Here is a 15345-nt window from a genome sequence, read left to right as displayed (position 1 = left end):
GGGCTGAAGGTTTGACTTTATCCGTTTCATGGCAGGGCTTAGGTTTGGCCGCCGCGATCCTCGCTATCTCAGGCGCATCGAGCCCTCGCGCCGACGAGATCGGCGCGACGCGCGCGCCGCTCATGCAGATGGCGCAATCCAGCCTGCCGCCGGGCGACATTCCGGGCGCTTCGGACCAGGGCTCGGACGCCGGCGCTCTGGTTGTGCGCATGGACAGGCTTGAGAACCAGTTGCGCGCCGCCAACGGCGCGATCGAGGAATTGCAGAACCAGCAGCACAGGCTGGAAGAGCAGTTGAAGCGTTTTCAGGAAGATGTGGAATTCCGGCTGAATGGCGGCAAGGGCGCGGCCCCGATTGCGGAAGCGCCGGCCCCCGCCAAACCAGTCAGACGTTCTGACGCCTTCGATCCTGGCGCCGATCCAAGCGCCGCTGGCGCGCCCCGTCCGTTAGGGACGACGCCGCCAAGCGCACCGCTGGCCGCCGCTCCCTCCTCTCCCAGCGCGCCGCTCGAATTGTCGCGCAACAACGCCAGCCCAACCCTCCCCGTTGGCCCCCTCGCCAACGCCGAGCCTGCGGTCATCCCGGGCATCGATGCGCCGCCCGACGATCCGCGCATGCAATATAATGCGGCTTTGGAAGCCTATCGCGTCGGGCAATACGAGCAGGCCGAGCAACAATTGCGCGCCTTCCTCGCCAAAAACGCCGGCAACCGGCTGACGGCCGATGCGATTTTCTACCTCGGCGAGAGCTTTCTCAAGCGATCGCGGCCGCGTGAGGCGGCCGAACAATATCTCAAACTATCGACCGACTATGCAAAATCGCCGCGTGCGCCTGAAGGCATGTTGCGCCTTGGCCAATCGCTGGCGGCGCTCGGCAACAACGATCAGGCTTGCGCGACTTTCGGCGAAATCGGCCGCCGTTATCCGACCGCGGCGGGCGGCGTGAAAAAAGGCGTCGAGCTCGAGATGCAAAAGGACCATTGTTGAGAAGAAAGGCGCCTCAGATCGGCGCGGCGATTTCGCCGGCGCGGATCGATGAGCTGTTTGCGCCATTTGCAAATGCCCACAGCCTGCTTCTCGCGGTATCGGGCGGTCCCGATTCAACAGCGCTGCTGATGATGGCGGCGCTTTGGGCCAAAGGGGCCCGGCGCCCAAGAGTCGAAGTCGCCACCGTCGACCACGCAATGCGGGCCGGTTCGCGCGAGGAAGCGGAAGCCGTCGGAGCGCTGTCGCGACGCCTCGGCCTGACCCATCATTTGCTCCAATGGCGGGGCCCCAAGCCGCGCAGCCGGATTCAGGAGCGCGCCCGCGAGGCGCGCTATCAATTGCTCGGCGCCTGCGCGCGGGAAATCAGGGCGGACTTTCTCGTCACCGCTCATCATGCCGACGACCAAGCCGAAACCGTGCTGTTTCGCCTGATTCGCGGCTCCGGCATTGGCGGCCTCAGGGGCATGGAAAGCGTCGCCGCAAAAGGGAGGTTGACGCTCGCACGGCCCCTGCTCGGCCTGCGTAAAGCCGAGCTCGTCGCTTTCTGCCAAGCCGGCGGCGAAGAATACGCGCGCGATCCTTCGAACGCCGATCCGCGTTTTGCGCGAACGCACCTGCGTCAATTGGCGGATTTGCTGGCGGCCGAAGGCCTGGGCGTCGATGAAATCGCGCGCCTGTCGCGCCGCGCTGCGCGCATGGAGGCGGCCGTCGCCATCCAGGCGCAGGCGGCGGCGGAGCGCCTGGGCTGGACCAACGCGCAGCCGACGCGCGACGCCAAGGCGCTGCTCGATGAGCCGCAGGAGATCGTCCAACGCCTGCTGACGGCGGAAATTGCGCGGATCGCAGGCAAGGAGCCGCGGCAAATTCGCCTCGACGCGATCGAGACATTGGCGCAGGCGTTGCGGAATGCGCGCGCTGAGAACAAGGCCTTGCGCGCCAATGTCGGCGGCGCCAGCGTTCATCTGAGCGCCAAAGGCGCGCTGAGCGTCAGCCCCGAGGCGCCGCGCCGGGCGCGCGCGGAACGTAAAGAAAATTTGGCGGGCGACGCGCGGACCACCGGTTTGGCGGCGACAAATTTTTGAGGCGCCGCGGCTGAAGATTGTCCAGTTTTTTTCGTCGGCGCATTTGGCGGGACAAGTCGCGCTGATAGGGTGACGCCGCCGCCAAACGGCGACCCTCAGTTTGCGAGCCCACATGCCAGACATAACTCCGAAAACACTTCCCGGCGAGACGATGTCGGGCGGCATGGCGATCGCTTCGGCGCTGATCGCCAATGGCGTCGACACAGTCTTTGGCCTTCCCGGCGCGCAAATGTATCCGTTTTTCGACGCGCTCCAGCAAAGAAGCGATCGCATCCGCACAATCGGCGCGCGCCACGAACAGGCTTGCGGCTATATGGCGTTTGGCTATGCCCGCTCGACGGGGCGTCCGGGCGTCTTCTCGGTCGTGCCGGGTCCAGGCGTTCTCAACGCAAGCGCAGCTTTATGCACGGCGCTCGGCTGCAACGCGCCGGTGCTGTGCGTGACGGGCCAGGTGCCGACGCCATTTATTGGACGCGGGCGCGGCCATCTGCATGAATTGCCCGATCAGCTCGCCACATTGCGCGGATTCGTCAAATGGGCGGCGCGGATCGAACGGGCGGCGGACGCGCCGCGCGTGATCGACGAAGCGTTCCGGCAAATGCTATCCGGCCGTCCCGGTCCCGTCGCCGTCGAAATGGCGTGGGACGTCATGGCGGGATCCGAATTCGTCACGCCGCTGCCCAGGGCCAGGATCGAACCGGCGCTGGCGCCGTCGCCGCAAGACATTGAAGCCGCCGCGCACGCGCTCGTCGCCGCGCGCCAGCCGATGATCATGGTCGGCGGCGGCGCGCAGCATGCGAGCGAGGCGGTGCTGGCGCTGGCGGAAGAACTCGGCGCGCCGGTCGCCGCCTTCCGTGGCGGGCGCGGCATCGTTGCGGAGGACCATGCCCTCGGCCTTTCCTCCTACGCCGCCTTCCGGCTCTGGCCGCAAGTCGACGTTCTGATCGGCATCGGCTCGCGGCTCGAAATGCCTTATATGCGCTGGTCGGGCATGATGAAGCTGATCGATCGTCCGCCGGCGCCGCCCCATCTCATCCGCATCGACATCGACGCGAGCGAAATGCATCGCCTCGCGCCGCATACGCCTGTCGTCGCCGATTCCGCCGTCGGCGCCCGGGCCCTGCTCGACGCGGTCAAAAGACTGCGCGCGCAAAAAACCGACAGCATGGCCCGCCCCGACCGCGCGCCGATCTCTACAGCGAAAGCGGAGGCCGCGAGCGCCATCCGCAAAGTCCAGCCGCAGATGGATTACCTCGACGTCATCCGCGCGGCGCTGCCGCGCGACGGGCTGCTTGCCGAAGAGTTGAGCCAGGTCGGATTCGCCTCTTACTTCGGCTATCCCGTCTACGAACCGCGCACCTACGTATCCTGCGGTTACCAGGGCACGCTCGGGTTCGGCTTCCAGACTGCGCTCGGCGTTAAGGCGGCCCATCCGGGCAAGCCTGTCGTCTCGATCACCGGCGATGGCGGCTTCATGTTCGGCGTGCAGGAACTCGCCACCGCCGCGCAATATAATATCGGCCTCGTCACGCTCCTCTTCAACAACAATGCCTTTGGCAATGTCTTGCGCGACCAGCGCATCGGTTTTGGCAATCGTGTGATTGGCGCGGCGCTCGAAAATCCCGATTTTATGCTGCTGGCCAGGGCCTTCGGCGTCGAGGGCCATCGCGTAGCGTCGCCCGCCGCTCTGGCGCCGGTGCTGGAGCAGGCGCTCAAAAGCGACAGACCCGTGCTCATCGAGATCGTCGTCGCGCAGGGCAGCGAAGTCTCGCCCTGGGAATTCATCCACCCGACGCGCTGAACCGTCACCCCAAGGCGCAGCAAACAGGCCGCTCATATGATCATCCGCGGCTGCGGATCTTTGTCCGCATGCGCGGCGACGAAACATCGTCGTCAACGCGCGGCGACATCGGCTTCTGACGACACGCCGCCGGCGCGGCGAAGCAGGAGCGCCGATAACATGCGCCGCGTCGGCTCCTCGAACCAGAGTGTCAGACAAACCGCTGCGACCAATGTCGCGAGCAATGCGACGCCGATCACGAATGGCGAAGCGGTCGAATCTCCCCGCGCATTTGCCAGAGTCGTGACGAGGCTGAAAATCGGCCAATGCAGACAATAGAGCGGATAGGAAAGCCAGCCCAGCAAGCTGCAGAAGCGCGCCGGACCTCCGCCAACCTCGATGCGCGCGCCCACGAGAACAATGAACGGCGCGAGGAGAAGGCCGAGGGGATAGGCGAGGATGAAGGGTTGCGAGAATAGCCAGATCAGCAAGACGGAGAGAGCCAGGGCTTGGAACAAGCCAGACGCGCGAGATATCTTAAGCTCGCCTAACGCGCCCTCTCGATGGCGCAGCGCCTCATGGACCGCCACGCCGGCGAAAAACCCATAAAGAACGCGCGGCGCGCCGCCCCAAAAGTTGCTGGCGGCCCAGCCTGGCTGTGCGCCGAACGTCATCATGTAGGCGAGATAGGCGAGCAGCGAGGCGGCGACCAACGCAACAAGGTATTTGCGGCCTAACGAGGCGCAGTAGGCAAATACGATATTGACCGCCAGTTCGAAAAACAGCGACCAGGCGGCGACATTCTCCGGAAACAACGCTCCCCGCGCCCGATAACCGAATGTGACGATCGTTCGGTCGTTAAACCAGGGCAGAAATATGAGATTGTTCCGCAGCGCGCCGAACAGATCAGCGGCTGAATAATCCGTCTCGTTGGCCGCCGACTTGAGGCAAAGCGCAACGAAACCGATCGCAAGTCCCGCGAAGTAAAGCGGATAGAGCCGGATAAATCGGCGCAGCATGAATTGGCTTGCTGGCATGCCCTCGCTCAGCCGGCGCTGATAAGTGCGCGCCAGGATAAAACCGCTGAGGCAAAAGAACAGGTCGACGGCAAAATAGCCCATCCTTGCGATCGGAAAGGCGCCTCCCAATGTAAAATGGTAAAGGAGGACGGCAATCGCCGCGAGGCCGCGGACGCCGTCGAGAAAGACAAGGCGCTGGGTGTCGGCGCCCCGTTCGGCCGCCTGCTTCAAATATTCGCTCCCATGCGCTGAACGGCGGGACCTCGCCGGCCGAAGCATCCTCAAGTCCGTCCTAGATAGCGGGGATTGCATAACGAAGCGCTAAGCTCCCCTATCTGATTGGGGCGCTTGAATCGGAATTCCCCGGATTGCCGCCCGTCAGCCGCCTTTCAAATCGAACGCCGCGCGCGACTCAAACGCTGGCCGGTCAACCTCCGCGACGTATTTCACTGCGCGGCATGTGTTTTGCTGGCCTGAGTCGTCGCCTGAAGCGAAGGTCGATCGACGAAAAACGCCGCGCTCCTCAAGACGGCCTTATCTTCACTCCAAATTCAGACAAATGCGCTTCCCTTGGCAATTGGGCCGCGTGCGCTTAAATGGTGGTTTGCAGCAACTGGAGCCGCCGCGAGGCGTCGGGCTTCGACAGGCTGCGGTGGGATGGCTATGAACCCTAATTTTCGGAATTTCGCGCTTTGGGTGATTATTTTCCTTCTTGTGCTCGCCTTGGTGACTCTGTTCCAGAGTCCGGGGCAGAAAACGCCGAGCAGCGAAATCACCTTTAGCCAGCTCCTGTCCGAGGTCGATCAAGGCAATGTTCGTGAAGTGACGATCGCCGGCGCCGACATTTCCGGCCGCTTCACCGACAATCGCCCCTTCATGACCTACGCGCCCAGCGACCCTTCGCTGGTCGATACGCTCTACAAAAAGAAGGTCTCGATCACCGCCAAGCCGCCCTCCGACGGCAATTCGTGGCTGATGACCCTGCTGGTCAACGGCCTGCCGCTGATCGCGTTTCTTGGCGTGTGGATATTCCTGTCGCGCCAGATGCAGGGCGCGGGCGGCAAGGCGATGGGTTTTGGCAAATCCAAGGCCAAACTGCTCAACGAGGCGCATGGCCGCGTGACGTTCGAGGACGTCGCGGGCGTCGACGAGGCGAAGGAAGATTTGCAGGAGATCGTCGAATTCCTGCGCGATCCCCAGAAATTTCAGCGTCTGGGCGGGCGGATTCCGCGCGGCGTTCTGCTTGTGGGCCCTCCCGGCACGGGCAAGACCCTGACCGCCCGCGCGGTGGCCGGGGAAGCCAACGTCCCCTTCTTCACGATTTCGGGTTCCGACTTCGTCGAAATGTTCGTCGGCGTCGGCGCGAGCCGCGTGCGCGACATGTTCGAGCAGGCGAAAAAGAACGCGCCCTGCATCATTTTCATCGACGAAATCGACGCGGTCGGCCGCCATCGCGGCGCGGGCCTGGGCGGCGGCAATGACGAGCGCGAACAGACGCTCAATCAATTGCTCGTCGAGATGGACGGCTTCGAGCAGAACGAGGGCATCATCATCATCGCGGCGACCAACCGTCCCGATGTTCTCGATCCCGCTTTGCTGCGGCCGGGCCGTTTCGACCGCCAGGTCGTGATCTCCAATCCCGATTTCATCGGCCGCGAAAAGATCCTCAAGGTTCATGTGCGCAAAGTGCCCCTGGCCCCCGACGTCGATCTCAAGATCGTCGCGCGCGGCACGCCGGGATTCTCCGGCGCCGACTTGATGAACCTTGTCAACGAATCGGCCTTGCTCGCCGCGCGTCGCGGCAAGCGCGTCGTCACGCGCGCGGAATTTGAGGATGCGCGCGACAAGATCCTGATGGGCGCGGAACGCCGCACCCTGATGATGACCGAGGACGAAAAGAAGCTGACCGCCTATCACGAGGCGGGCCACGCGCTTGTCTCCGTGACTATGCCGGCGAGCGTTCCCATCCATAAGGCGACGATCATTCCGCGCGGACGCTCGCTCGGCATGGTGCAGTCGCTGCCCGAGCGCGATCAGATTTCGCAGAGCTTCGAGCAATTGACCGCACTGCTCGCGATGTCGATGGGCGGGCGCGTCGCCGAAGAGCTGGTGTTCGGCAAGGACAAAGTGACGTCGGGCGCCGCCAGCGACATTCAGCAGGTGACCAAGATCGCCCGCGCGATGGTCACGCGCCTCGGTTTCTCGGAGAAACTCGGCACCGTCATGTATGGCGAAAATCAGGAAGAAGTGTTCCTGGGCTATTCGATGGGCCGCACGCAGAACATTTCGGAAGCGACCGCCAATACGATCGACGCGGAGGTGCGCCGTCTCGTGCAGCAGGGCTACGACACCGCGACGCGCATTCTCACCGAGCGGCGTGACGACCTGGAGACGCTGGCCAAGGCGTTGATGGAATTTGAGACCTTGTCGGGCGACGAACTTGTCGGTCTGTTGCAAGGCGTGCGGCCGGTGCGCGACACCGGCGACAAGGAGCCGCCGGCCGCCCCGCGCGCCGCCGTTCCCGCCTCCGGCAAGAGCCGGCCGGCAATGGGCCCGGACGCGGGCGGCCTGGAGCCTCAGCCGCAAACGTGAAGAGAACAGTCGTCGTCCATTGCGGGCGGCGCGCGTCAGAAAAAAGCGGCGGGGCTTGTCCCCGCCGCTTTTTTTTTGGGCGGGTTTGTCGGCGTTGCTTCGACCGGCTTCAGGAATGAACCGAATATCGCCGCGGCGCCCTCCAGACCACCCCCGCCACCACCGACATAGACTTGCGGCAGCCTGAGATTGGCGACGAGTTCGGGGTGGCCGGCGAGCAATTCGAGAAAGAGCTTGAGCTGCTGCAGCTTCAGGACGCTGTCCTTACCGAGCACCTCGGCCTGCGCCGTTTGGCCCGCCGCCTGTTCCTCCAGGTAGAGACGCTCGGCGTGACCTTCGGCCTGCCTGCGATCCTGCGCGAGCAAGGCGACCTTCACCGCGGTCTGCGCCGTCACGATGTCGCGCTGCTGGTCAGCGGTGGCGCGCGCCTGCTCGGTCTTTTGACGCTGCTCTTGCGCCGTCTGTTCCTGAATGTAGGCCGCGCGCAATTGGCCGGCCAATTGCTCACGCTGGCGTGCGAGCAGGAGTTCCGGCGGTATTGCTGATTCGCCCAGGCGGATCTCCTTGATGTCGACGCCGGCGCGGCGGCCGTCGATTTGCGCACGCTCCAGAATCGCCTGTTCAAGAATCGTACGATTTTCGATGGTGTCGAGCACGCGGGTCGGGCGCGTGACATCGATGAGCGCGCCCTTATCGTCGCGTTCCTTCACGAGAATCGAGCCGCCATAGACGTTGCGGACAAGCGAGCGGATCGAAGGCACCAGAATGCGTTGATCGACTTCATCCTGACCGCCCACCGCCGCCACGACGATCGGCGCGTTCTCCGGCGTGATCTGGACGATCGCGCGCAATTCCTGCGGGATTTCCCATCCCTCGATCTTGGTGTTGATCGCAGAATCGGCGGCGTCCTTGGGCTGGGGGAAAGTCGCGGTGCGTTCGGTCTGCGTGAAGTCGCCCTTGGCGTCGACCTTCAGGTCGAGATAACGACGGGTGAAGCCGCCCTTGAACTCCAGCGCGGTCACACGCGTCGAGACCAGCGTGACATCATAGGCGTCGCGGTTGAGATAATAATCATTAGGCGGCAGCGACATGTCCCAGACGCCCTTGCAATATTGCGTCACTAGTTCGGCCGTCAGGCCGCCCTCGTCCGTCTTGGCGGTTCGCGCCTTGCAATCGATGCCATTGCCCTGCACGCTTGAGCGCACGACGCCGACCGAGCCGGCCGGCACGCGGGTGATCGACGTGTCGAGCGGCGTCTCCTCTTTCGTCAGCCCGCGCAGATCATAGACGTCGTCATTGTCGGCCACGATATCCTTGTTGTTTCTGATAAAGCCGATCTTGACCTGGAAGAGCGCCAGATTGAGCGGATAGACGCCGGGTTTCAGAACGCTGAGTTGCAGGCCCTTCTGGCCGCCGTGAGTCATGAAATATTGAGCGTCGAGGAATTTCTGGTAATCGGCTTCGGGCCACGCGTCCGCCATGATCTGGCCGGCGTTCAGGGGTTGGCCGTCATTGGCGACGATGCGCCCGTAAAAGCCGCTGGGGACGATGACCACCGGCAGCAGATCGACGCGATTGAGCACGTTGAAGAAGATCGAGATGCGGAAGGTTCCGGGCGGAATGATTTCGGCCTGATAGCCGGTCTCGCCCTGCGCCGCGACAATATGGCCGGGCGCGATATTGTCGAACCCGTAGATTTTGCGCACCACCCCGACCTCATTGGCCGGGATCGAAACGATGCTGGTCGCCAAGACCTCATAAAGCGCAACGAGCGCGAAAATGAGCCGCAGCCCCGCAATGGCGCCTGTCCGGCGCCATCCCGCCAGGGCGTCGGGCACGACGCGAGAGGCGAAAATGGCGGCGAGAATAGCCGCCGCGGCGATCAGGACTTCGGACATGGCGCGAACCTCTCGTCAGAGCGGATTGACTTGGCGCGCCGCCCCGGCCGGCGCGAAACAAGCCGTAGTCTACGACCAAACGGGCCATTCGCCTCCGCTTTTCGCGGTTGCTTTTGCTCGAACCAGGCGGCGGGCCGCCGTCAGGGGCATTTACGGTATGAAATGATTTTTGAACGTTCCAGGGTGTAGAATGGGATAAATGGATGCAGGCGGCGCGTCGAGAACGCGCCGACGAGGATTGTGACATGGCAGGCAAATATTTTGGCACCGACGGCATTCGCGGTCGCGCCAACGGCAAGATCACCGCGGAACTGGCGATGAAAGTCGGCCAGGCCGCCGGGTTGGCCTTTCAGCGCGGCGATCATCGCCATCGCGTCGTCATCGGCAAGGATACGCGACTGTCGGGCTATATGATCGAATACGCCCTGGTCGCCGGATTCACATCCGTCGGGATCGAGGTCTTGCTGCTAGGCCCCGTGCCGACGCCCGCCGTCGCGATGCTGACAAGGTCGATGCGCTGCGATCTCGGCGTGATGATCTCAGCCTCGCATAATCTGTTCGAGGACAATGGCATCAAGCTGTTCGGCCCCGACGGCTACAAGCTGTCCGACGAGATTGAATCCGACATCGAGACGCTGATGGACAGCGAGATCGCGCCGCGCCTGTCGAAATCACGCGATCTTGGCCGCGCCAAGCGCATCGAAAGCGTCCATGCCCGCTACATTGAGTTCGCCAAGCGCACGTTGCCGCGCAATCTGTCGCTCGAAGGCCTGCGCATCGTCGTCGATTGCGCCAACGGCGCCGCTTACAAAGTCGCGCCCGAAGCTTTATGGGAACTGGGCGCCGAAGTGTTCTCGATCGGCGTCGAGCCGGACGGCTTCAACATCAACAAGGATGTCGGCTCGACAGCGCCAGAAGCGCTCGCCGCCAAAGTGCGCGAAATGCGCGCCGACATCGGCATTGCGCTCGACGGCGACGCCGACCGCGTGCTGATCATCGACGAAAAAGGTCATATTGTCGACGGCGACCAATTGATGGCCGTCGTCGCGCAAAGCTGGCAGGCGGACGGACGGTTGGCGCAACCTGGCATTGTCGCCACCGTTATGTCGAACCTCGGCCTCGAGCGGCATCTGGCGAGCATTGGCCTGGCTTTGGAGCGCACCGCGGTCGGCGACCGCTATGTGCTCGAGCGTATGATCGAGAAGGGCTATAACGTGGGCGGCGAGCAATCGGGCCACATCATCCTGTCCGACTATGCGACGACCGGCGACGGCCTCGTCGCCGCCCTGCAGGTGCTCGCCGTCGTCAAGCGGCAGCAAAAGCCGGTCAGCGAAATCTGCCATCGCTTCGAGCCGCTGCCGCAGATTCTCAAGAACGTCCGCTACAAGGGCGGCCGCCCGCTGGAAACGGCGTCGGTGATCTCGGCCATCGCGTCCGCCCGGACCCGGCTTGGCGCGACCGGGCGCCTCGTCATTCGCCCCTCGGGCACCGAGCCGGTCATCCGTGTGATGGCCGAAGCGGACGACCGCCAGCTCGTCGAGAGCCTGGTCGACGACGTCTGCGACGCCGTGGCGTCAGCGGCGGCGGCGGCCTGAGGCGCTATCGGCGAATGAGCTTCAACTCATCCAGTTGCCGCCATCGACATTGAGCGTCTGCGCGACGACGTAATCGGCGTCGGCGGAAGCGAGGAAGACGGCGGCGCCGGTATGGTCTTCGGGAAGACCCATGCGGCCGAAGGGAACGGCCTCGCCGACGAGGCGCTTCTTCTCGCCCGGCTTGCGGCCCTCGTATTTGGCGAACAGCGCATCGACATCGTCCCACATCGGCGTGTCGACGACGCCCGGCGCGATGCCGTTCACGTTGATCTTATGTTTGATGAGATCGAGACCGGCCGACTGGGTGAGGCTGATGACCGCGGCCTTGGACGCGCAATAGACCGAAACCAGAGCTTCTCCGCGACGTCCCGCCTGCGAGGCCATATTGATGATCTTGCCGCCCTGCCGGCGCGCGATCATGTGGCGCGCGACGGCTTGAAGGGAAAAGAAGAGGCCCTTGACGTTGACGGCAAAGAGCTTGTCGTAGCTCGCCTCGGTCACCTCGACGATGGGCGCGAGGTCAAACACCGCCGCGTTGTTGACGAGAATATCGATGGCGCCCCAATGCGAGACGACATCGGCGACCATGCGATCGATCGAGGCGCAGTTCGCGACATTCACTTCAAGGCCATAGGCCTTGTCGCCAAATTTCTCCGCCAGTTCGCGCGCCTGGCCGACGGAAAGATCGGCGATGGCGACGCGGGCGCCTTCGGCGACATAGCGCTCCACGATCGCCTGCCCGATGCCTCGCGCACCGCCGGTGACAACGGCCACCTTTCCCGCCAACTTCATCCTTCAACACCTTTCACCGAGCGAGCGTGACATCGTCCCGCCCATGCCATCCGCAGTCGTCGGCTCAGGGCGAGCCAGACAGGTAATCCTCCAACGTGGAGCGAACCCCTCGCGCCCACAATTGCGACAGCGCGCCGGAAAACGCGGCGATATAGGCTCTGTCTTGCGAAAGCTCGCCGAAAATGTCGCGCATCTCAAGGAATTTCTGCGGCGCATCTTTCGCGAGTTTTGCAGCGGCCCGCAAGCGCCCCCAACTTGGGTCGTTCGGGGCGATCGTTTGACCGCTTTCCGTTTCGCCATAGCAATAGCGGCACCAAAGAGCGGAAACAAGCGCCAGCCCCTTGATCGCGCGCCCCTTCTTCAAGCGATCCATAACAGTTGGGAGGATGAATTTGGGCTGCCGGTTGGAGCCATCGAAACAAAGACGCGAAATGGTGTCGCCAATCTTCGGATTGGCGAAACGCCGCGCGATCAGATCGCGGTACTGTTCAAGATCGGTCCCTGGAGGCGGCGGAACGGTAGGAATGATTTCCTCTCGCGTCAGCTTCTCCAGAAAATCGCGCACCAGCGAATTCGCCATCGCTTCGTGAACGAAGTGGATATCGAGGAGAGCGGCGGGATAAGCGATCGTGGCGTGGCCGCCGTTGAGAATGCGAATCTTCATCAGCTCATATGGCGCAACGTCCGAAGTGAACGTCACGCCAACTTTTTCCAGCGCCGGCCTGCCTGCGGGAAATTTGTCCTCAAGAACCCATTGCCGGAACTCTTCGCAAAACACCGGCCAGTTATCATCCAGGCCAAATCCATCGTGCAGAAGCGCGCGTTCGCGATCCGTGGTCGCGGGCGTGATTCGATCGACCATGGAATTGGGAAAGGCCACGCTTTGCCTAATCCACGATGCGAGTCCAGGGTCAATGAGATTGGCGAGGCCGGCGACGGCGTTTTCGGTCACATGGCCGTTTCCAGGAATATTGTCGCACGACATCACAGTGAATGGCGCAACGCCCGCGGCGCGACGGCGCATAAGCGCTGCGACGATCAGGCCGAAAACAGTCTTGGGGGCGTCGATATGGCGCGCATCGGCGAGGATATCCGGATTGGCGGCGTCGAACGCCTGCGTCGCGGGCGAGATGTAGTAACCGCCTTCGGTGATCGTGAGCGAGACGATGCGAATCTCTGGACGGTCGAGGAGAGCGAGCGCCGCTGCGACATCGCCGGGCTTAACGAAATCGATCATGGAGCCGATGACGCGAGGCCTAGTCGAATCCGCCTCTTGCTCGACAACCGTCGTCAACCAATCCTGGTCGCCGAGCTTTTCACGAACCGGAATGTCGGCATCGCGAACGCCAGCGCCGACGATCGCCCAGTCGCGATCCGATCCCGCGATAAAAAGATCGTCCAGATAGACCGCCTGATGAGCGCGGTGAAAATTGCCCACGCCGAAATGAACAATGCCCGCTCTCAGATCGGACCGGCCATAATTCGGTCGGGATATCTCGCGCGGCAGACGCGCAAGGGCGCTGGCCGAAAGTTTGACGCTCATGATCATGCCCACCGAATTTGCATGGTCGTCCTCAGTCGACGTCATCAAGACAGGCGTCGCAATAGACAACCGCTTCGAGAATGACGCTTGCGGCTTGCCGCTGGCGTCGCCATCGTTTCACCAGGTCACTGCTCAGTCGATCTCGTCTTCGCTGTCTCAGTTCGACAATCCCGTCACGCGCCTATCATGCCCTTCATCCGCCGACCCTCAGTCCTTGCTGGTCGAACCGATGGATGCGCGGTTCCTGCGGCGTCACGAATATGCGCTGTCCCGGCTGATTGGGCGCCTCGCCGCCAAGGCGGACCGTCATAGGGCCGATATCGTCGACTTCGACATGCACATAAGTGTCGGAGCCAAGATGTTCGGCGAGACGCACCTTCGCGGGCCATTCGCCCGCCGTCGCGGACACATCGACATGTTCGGGCCGAATGCCGATCGTCGTCGCGCCGCGTTTGGCGGCCGATGGGCCGGTGGCGATATTCATCGTGGGAGAACCGATGAAGCGCGCGACAAAAAGATTCTGCGGCCGGTTATAGAGTTCGAGCGGCGAACCGATCTGCGCCACCTCGCCCTTATTGAGAACCACAATCTTGTCGGCCATCGTCATCGCCTCGACCTGATCATGCGTGACATAGATCATCGTCGTCTTCAGGCTTTGATGGAGATCGCCGATCTCAAGCCGCATCTGCACGCGCAAGGCGGCGTCGAGATTCGATAGCGGCTCGTCGAACAGGAACGCCTTGGGTTCGCGCACGATGGCGCGCCCAATCGCGACGCGCTGACGCTGGCCGCCCGACAATTGACGCGGCTTGCGCTCGAGATAATCGGTCAGGTTGAGAATGCCCGCGGCTTTCTTGACCTTCTGCTCGATCACATCCTTGGGCTGTTTGGCCATCTTCAACGCGAAGGCGATATTGTTGCGCACGCTCATATGCGGATAGAGCGCATAGGACTGGAACACCATCGAAAGCCCGCGCTGCGAGGGGCCGACGCGGCTCACATCCTTGCCGTCGATGAGCACCTGGCCGGAGGAAATATCCTCAAGCCCGGCGATCAGGCGCAGCAAAGTCGACTTGCCGCATCCCGACGGTCCGACAAAGACGGTGAATTCGCCGTCCTCGACCTTCAGGTCGACGCCATTGATGACGGCGAAGCCTCCGAAGTCTTTGCGCACTTTAACCAGTTCGATGCTGCCCATTGTCGTTGCCTTCGTTTGAATCTTGAAACTATTTCACCGCGCCGAAAGTCAGGCCGCGCACGAGTTGTTTCTGGCAGAACCATCCAAGGACCAGAATCGGCGCGATCGCAAGCGTCGAGGCCGCGGAGAGCTTGGCCCAAAACAGGCCCTCAGGACTCGAATAGGACGCGATGAACGCGGTCAGCGGCGCGGCATGGGACGTCGTGAGATTGAGCGTCCAGAAGGCTTCGTTCCAGGAAAGAATAATGCAGAGCAACAAGGTCGAGGCAATGCCGGGAATCGCCATCGGCGTCAACACATAGATGATTTCGTTGACCAACGAGGCCCCATCCATCCGCGCGGCTTCAAGAATGTCGACCGGGATTTCCTTGAAGTATGTGTAAAGCATCCAGATCAGGATCGGCAAATTCGCCATGAACAGGAGGAAGCCGATGCCGATTCGATTGTCGAGCAGGCCGAGATATTGGAAAATGAAATAGACCGCCGCGAACACGCCGACGCCCGGCATCATCTTGGTCGACAACATCCACAGCAACAGATCTTTGGTCCGTTTGGTCGGCGCGAACGCCATCGACCAGGCCGCCGGCACGCCGACAATCAATCCGACCAGATTGGCGCCGACCGACAGGATGATCGAATTCCACGCAAAGGAGAAATAGTCCGAGCGCGATTGCACTTCCGCGTAATTCTCCGTCGTCCAATGGAAGAACAGGAATTTCGGCGGCAGCGAGAAAGCGTCGAGCTCGCTCTTGAAGCTGGTGAGGAACGTCCAGAGGATCGGAAAGAAGATCAGGAAGCCGACGATCCAGGCGAGCGCCGTCATGCCAACGCGCTTGCCTACTGTTTGTTGAAGCGCCATG

11 protein-coding genes are annotated in these 15345 nt (G+C 62.6%); 5 read left to right on the top strand and 6 right to left on the bottom strand.

The genetic code is table 11. The annotated features are described in order from the left end of the window. Positions 1–11: 11 nt before the first annotated feature. The 3 genes from ybgF (at position 12) to GSQ90_RS23110 (ending at position 3869) form a co-directional block, all read left to right on the top strand. Positions 12–986, top strand: a complete 975-nt coding sequence (ybgF, locus tag GSQ90_RS23120; protein WP_158817253.1) for a tol-pal system protein YbgF — start codon at positions 12–14, stop codon at positions 984–986. Further along, the gene (gene tilS, locus GSQ90_RS23115) at positions 983–2068 is read left to right on the top strand and encodes a tRNA lysidine(34) synthetase TilS (protein WP_246731724.1); all 1086 of its coding nucleotides are present in this window, start codon (positions 983–985) and stop codon (positions 2066–2068) included. The genes ybgF and tilS overlap by 4 nt, the downstream gene beginning before the upstream one ends. A gap of 112 nt (positions 2069–2180) precedes the next feature. After that, positions 2181–3869 carry a thiamine pyrophosphate-dependent enzyme gene (locus GSQ90_RS23110; RefSeq protein WP_158817251.1) on the top strand — a complete coding sequence of 563 codons (1689 nt, stop codon included), beginning with the start codon at positions 2181–2183 and terminating at the stop codon, positions 3867–3869. A 92-nt stretch (positions 3870–3961) separates the two neighbouring features. Here GSQ90_RS23110 and GSQ90_RS23105 read toward each other — a convergent pair whose 3' ends face one another. Continuing rightward, the gene (locus GSQ90_RS23105; protein WP_158817249.1) at positions 3962–5098 is read right to left on the bottom strand and encodes an acyltransferase; all 1137 of its coding nucleotides are present in this window, start codon (positions 5096–5098) and stop codon (positions 3962–3964) included. 432 nt (positions 5099–5530) lie between these two features. Between GSQ90_RS23105 and ftsH the strand changes: the two genes are divergently transcribed. Beyond that, positions 5531–7459 carry an ATP-dependent zinc metalloprotease FtsH gene (gene ftsH / locus GSQ90_RS23100; RefSeq protein ID WP_158817372.1) on the top strand — a complete coding sequence of 643 codons (1929 nt, stop codon included), beginning with the start codon at positions 5531–5533 and terminating at the stop codon, positions 7457–7459. Positions 7460–7494: 35 nt separating this feature from the next. On the opposite strand, the gene GSQ90_RS23095 is transcribed toward ftsH, so the two are convergent. After that, complete coding sequence (locus tag GSQ90_RS23095; protein ID WP_158817247.1) at positions 7495–9357, bottom strand: hypothetical protein; 1863 nt, start codon at positions 9355–9357, stop codon at positions 7495–7497. A 245-nt stretch (positions 9358–9602) separates the two neighbouring features. Here GSQ90_RS23095 and glmM point away from each other — a divergent pair, with 245 nt between their 5' ends. After that, positions 9603–10952: a phosphoglucosamine mutase gene (gene glmM / locus GSQ90_RS23090; RefSeq protein WP_158817245.1), complete on the top strand. Its 1350-nt coding sequence runs from the start codon at positions 9603–9605 to the stop codon at positions 10950–10952. Positions 10953–10973: 21 nt separating this feature from the next. Here the strand turns inward: glmM and GSQ90_RS23085 are convergent, their stop codons facing one another. The 4 genes from GSQ90_RS23085 to GSQ90_RS23070 all read right to left on the bottom strand — a co-directional run bounded on the left by GSQ90_RS23085 (position 10974) and on the right by GSQ90_RS23070 (position 15344). Then, on the bottom strand, positions 10974–11744 hold the full coding sequence (locus GSQ90_RS23085; protein ID WP_158817243.1) for an L-iditol 2-dehydrogenase: 771 nt from the start codon (positions 11742–11744) through the stop codon (positions 10974–10976). 64 nt (positions 11745–11808) lie between these two features. Then, positions 11809–13287 carry a mannitol dehydrogenase family protein gene (locus tag GSQ90_RS23080; protein WP_158817241.1) on the bottom strand — a complete coding sequence of 493 codons (1479 nt, stop codon included), beginning with the start codon at positions 13285–13287 and terminating at the stop codon, positions 11809–11811. Between the two features lie 193 nt (positions 13288–13480). After that, positions 13481–14485 (bottom strand): ABC transporter ATP-binding protein, encoded by a 1005-nt coding sequence (locus tag GSQ90_RS23075; protein WP_158817239.1) that lies wholly within the window; start codon positions 14483–14485, stop codon positions 13481–13483. 28 nt (positions 14486–14513) lie between these two features. After that, positions 14514–15344 (bottom strand): carbohydrate ABC transporter permease, encoded by an 831-nt coding sequence (locus tag GSQ90_RS23070; RefSeq protein WP_158817237.1) that lies wholly within the window; start codon positions 15342–15344, stop codon positions 14514–14516. Position 15345: the final 1 nt, after the last annotated feature.

It is taken from the genome of Methylocapsa sp. S129, from assembly GCF_009765995.1.
In the GTDB taxonomy this organism is placed as follows: Bacteria; Pseudomonadota; Alphaproteobacteria; order Rhizobiales; family Beijerinckiaceae; genus Roseiarcus.
Note: the sequence above shows the minus strand (reverse complement) of the source record. Positions and strands in the feature narration are given on the sequence as shown.

Bases quoted from the DNA above. Each gene is read 5' to 3' on its own strand.
- GSQ90_RS23085 (WP_158817243.1), bottom strand. From the start codon at position 11,744: ATGAAGTTGGCGGGAAAGGTGGCCGTTGTCACCGGCGGTGCGCGAGGC.
- GSQ90_RS23110 (WP_158817251.1), top strand. From the start codon at position 2,181: ATGCCAGACATAACTCCGAAAACACTTCCCGGCGAGACGATGTCGGGC.
- GSQ90_RS23095 (WP_158817247.1), bottom strand. From the start codon at position 9,357: ATGTCCGAAGTCCTGATCGCCGCGGCGGCTATTCTCGCCGCCATTTTC.
- GSQ90_RS23070 (WP_158817237.1), bottom strand. From the start codon at position 15,344: ATGGCGCTTCAACAAACAGTAGGCAAGCGCGTTGGCATGACGGCGCTC.
- glmM (WP_158817245.1), top strand. From the start codon at position 9,603: ATGGCAGGCAAATATTTTGGCACCGACGGCATTCGCGGTCGCGCCAAC.
- GSQ90_RS23075 (WP_158817239.1), bottom strand. From the start codon at position 14,485: ATGGGCAGCATCGAACTGGTTAAAGTGCGCAAAGACTTCGGAGGCTTC.
- GSQ90_RS23080 (WP_158817241.1), bottom strand. From the start codon at position 13,287: ATGAGCGTCAAACTTTCGGCCAGCGCCCTTGCGCGTCTGCCGCGCGAG.
- ftsH (WP_158817372.1), top strand. From the start codon at position 5,531: ATGAACCCTAATTTTCGGAATTTCGCGCTTTGGGTGATTATTTTCCTT.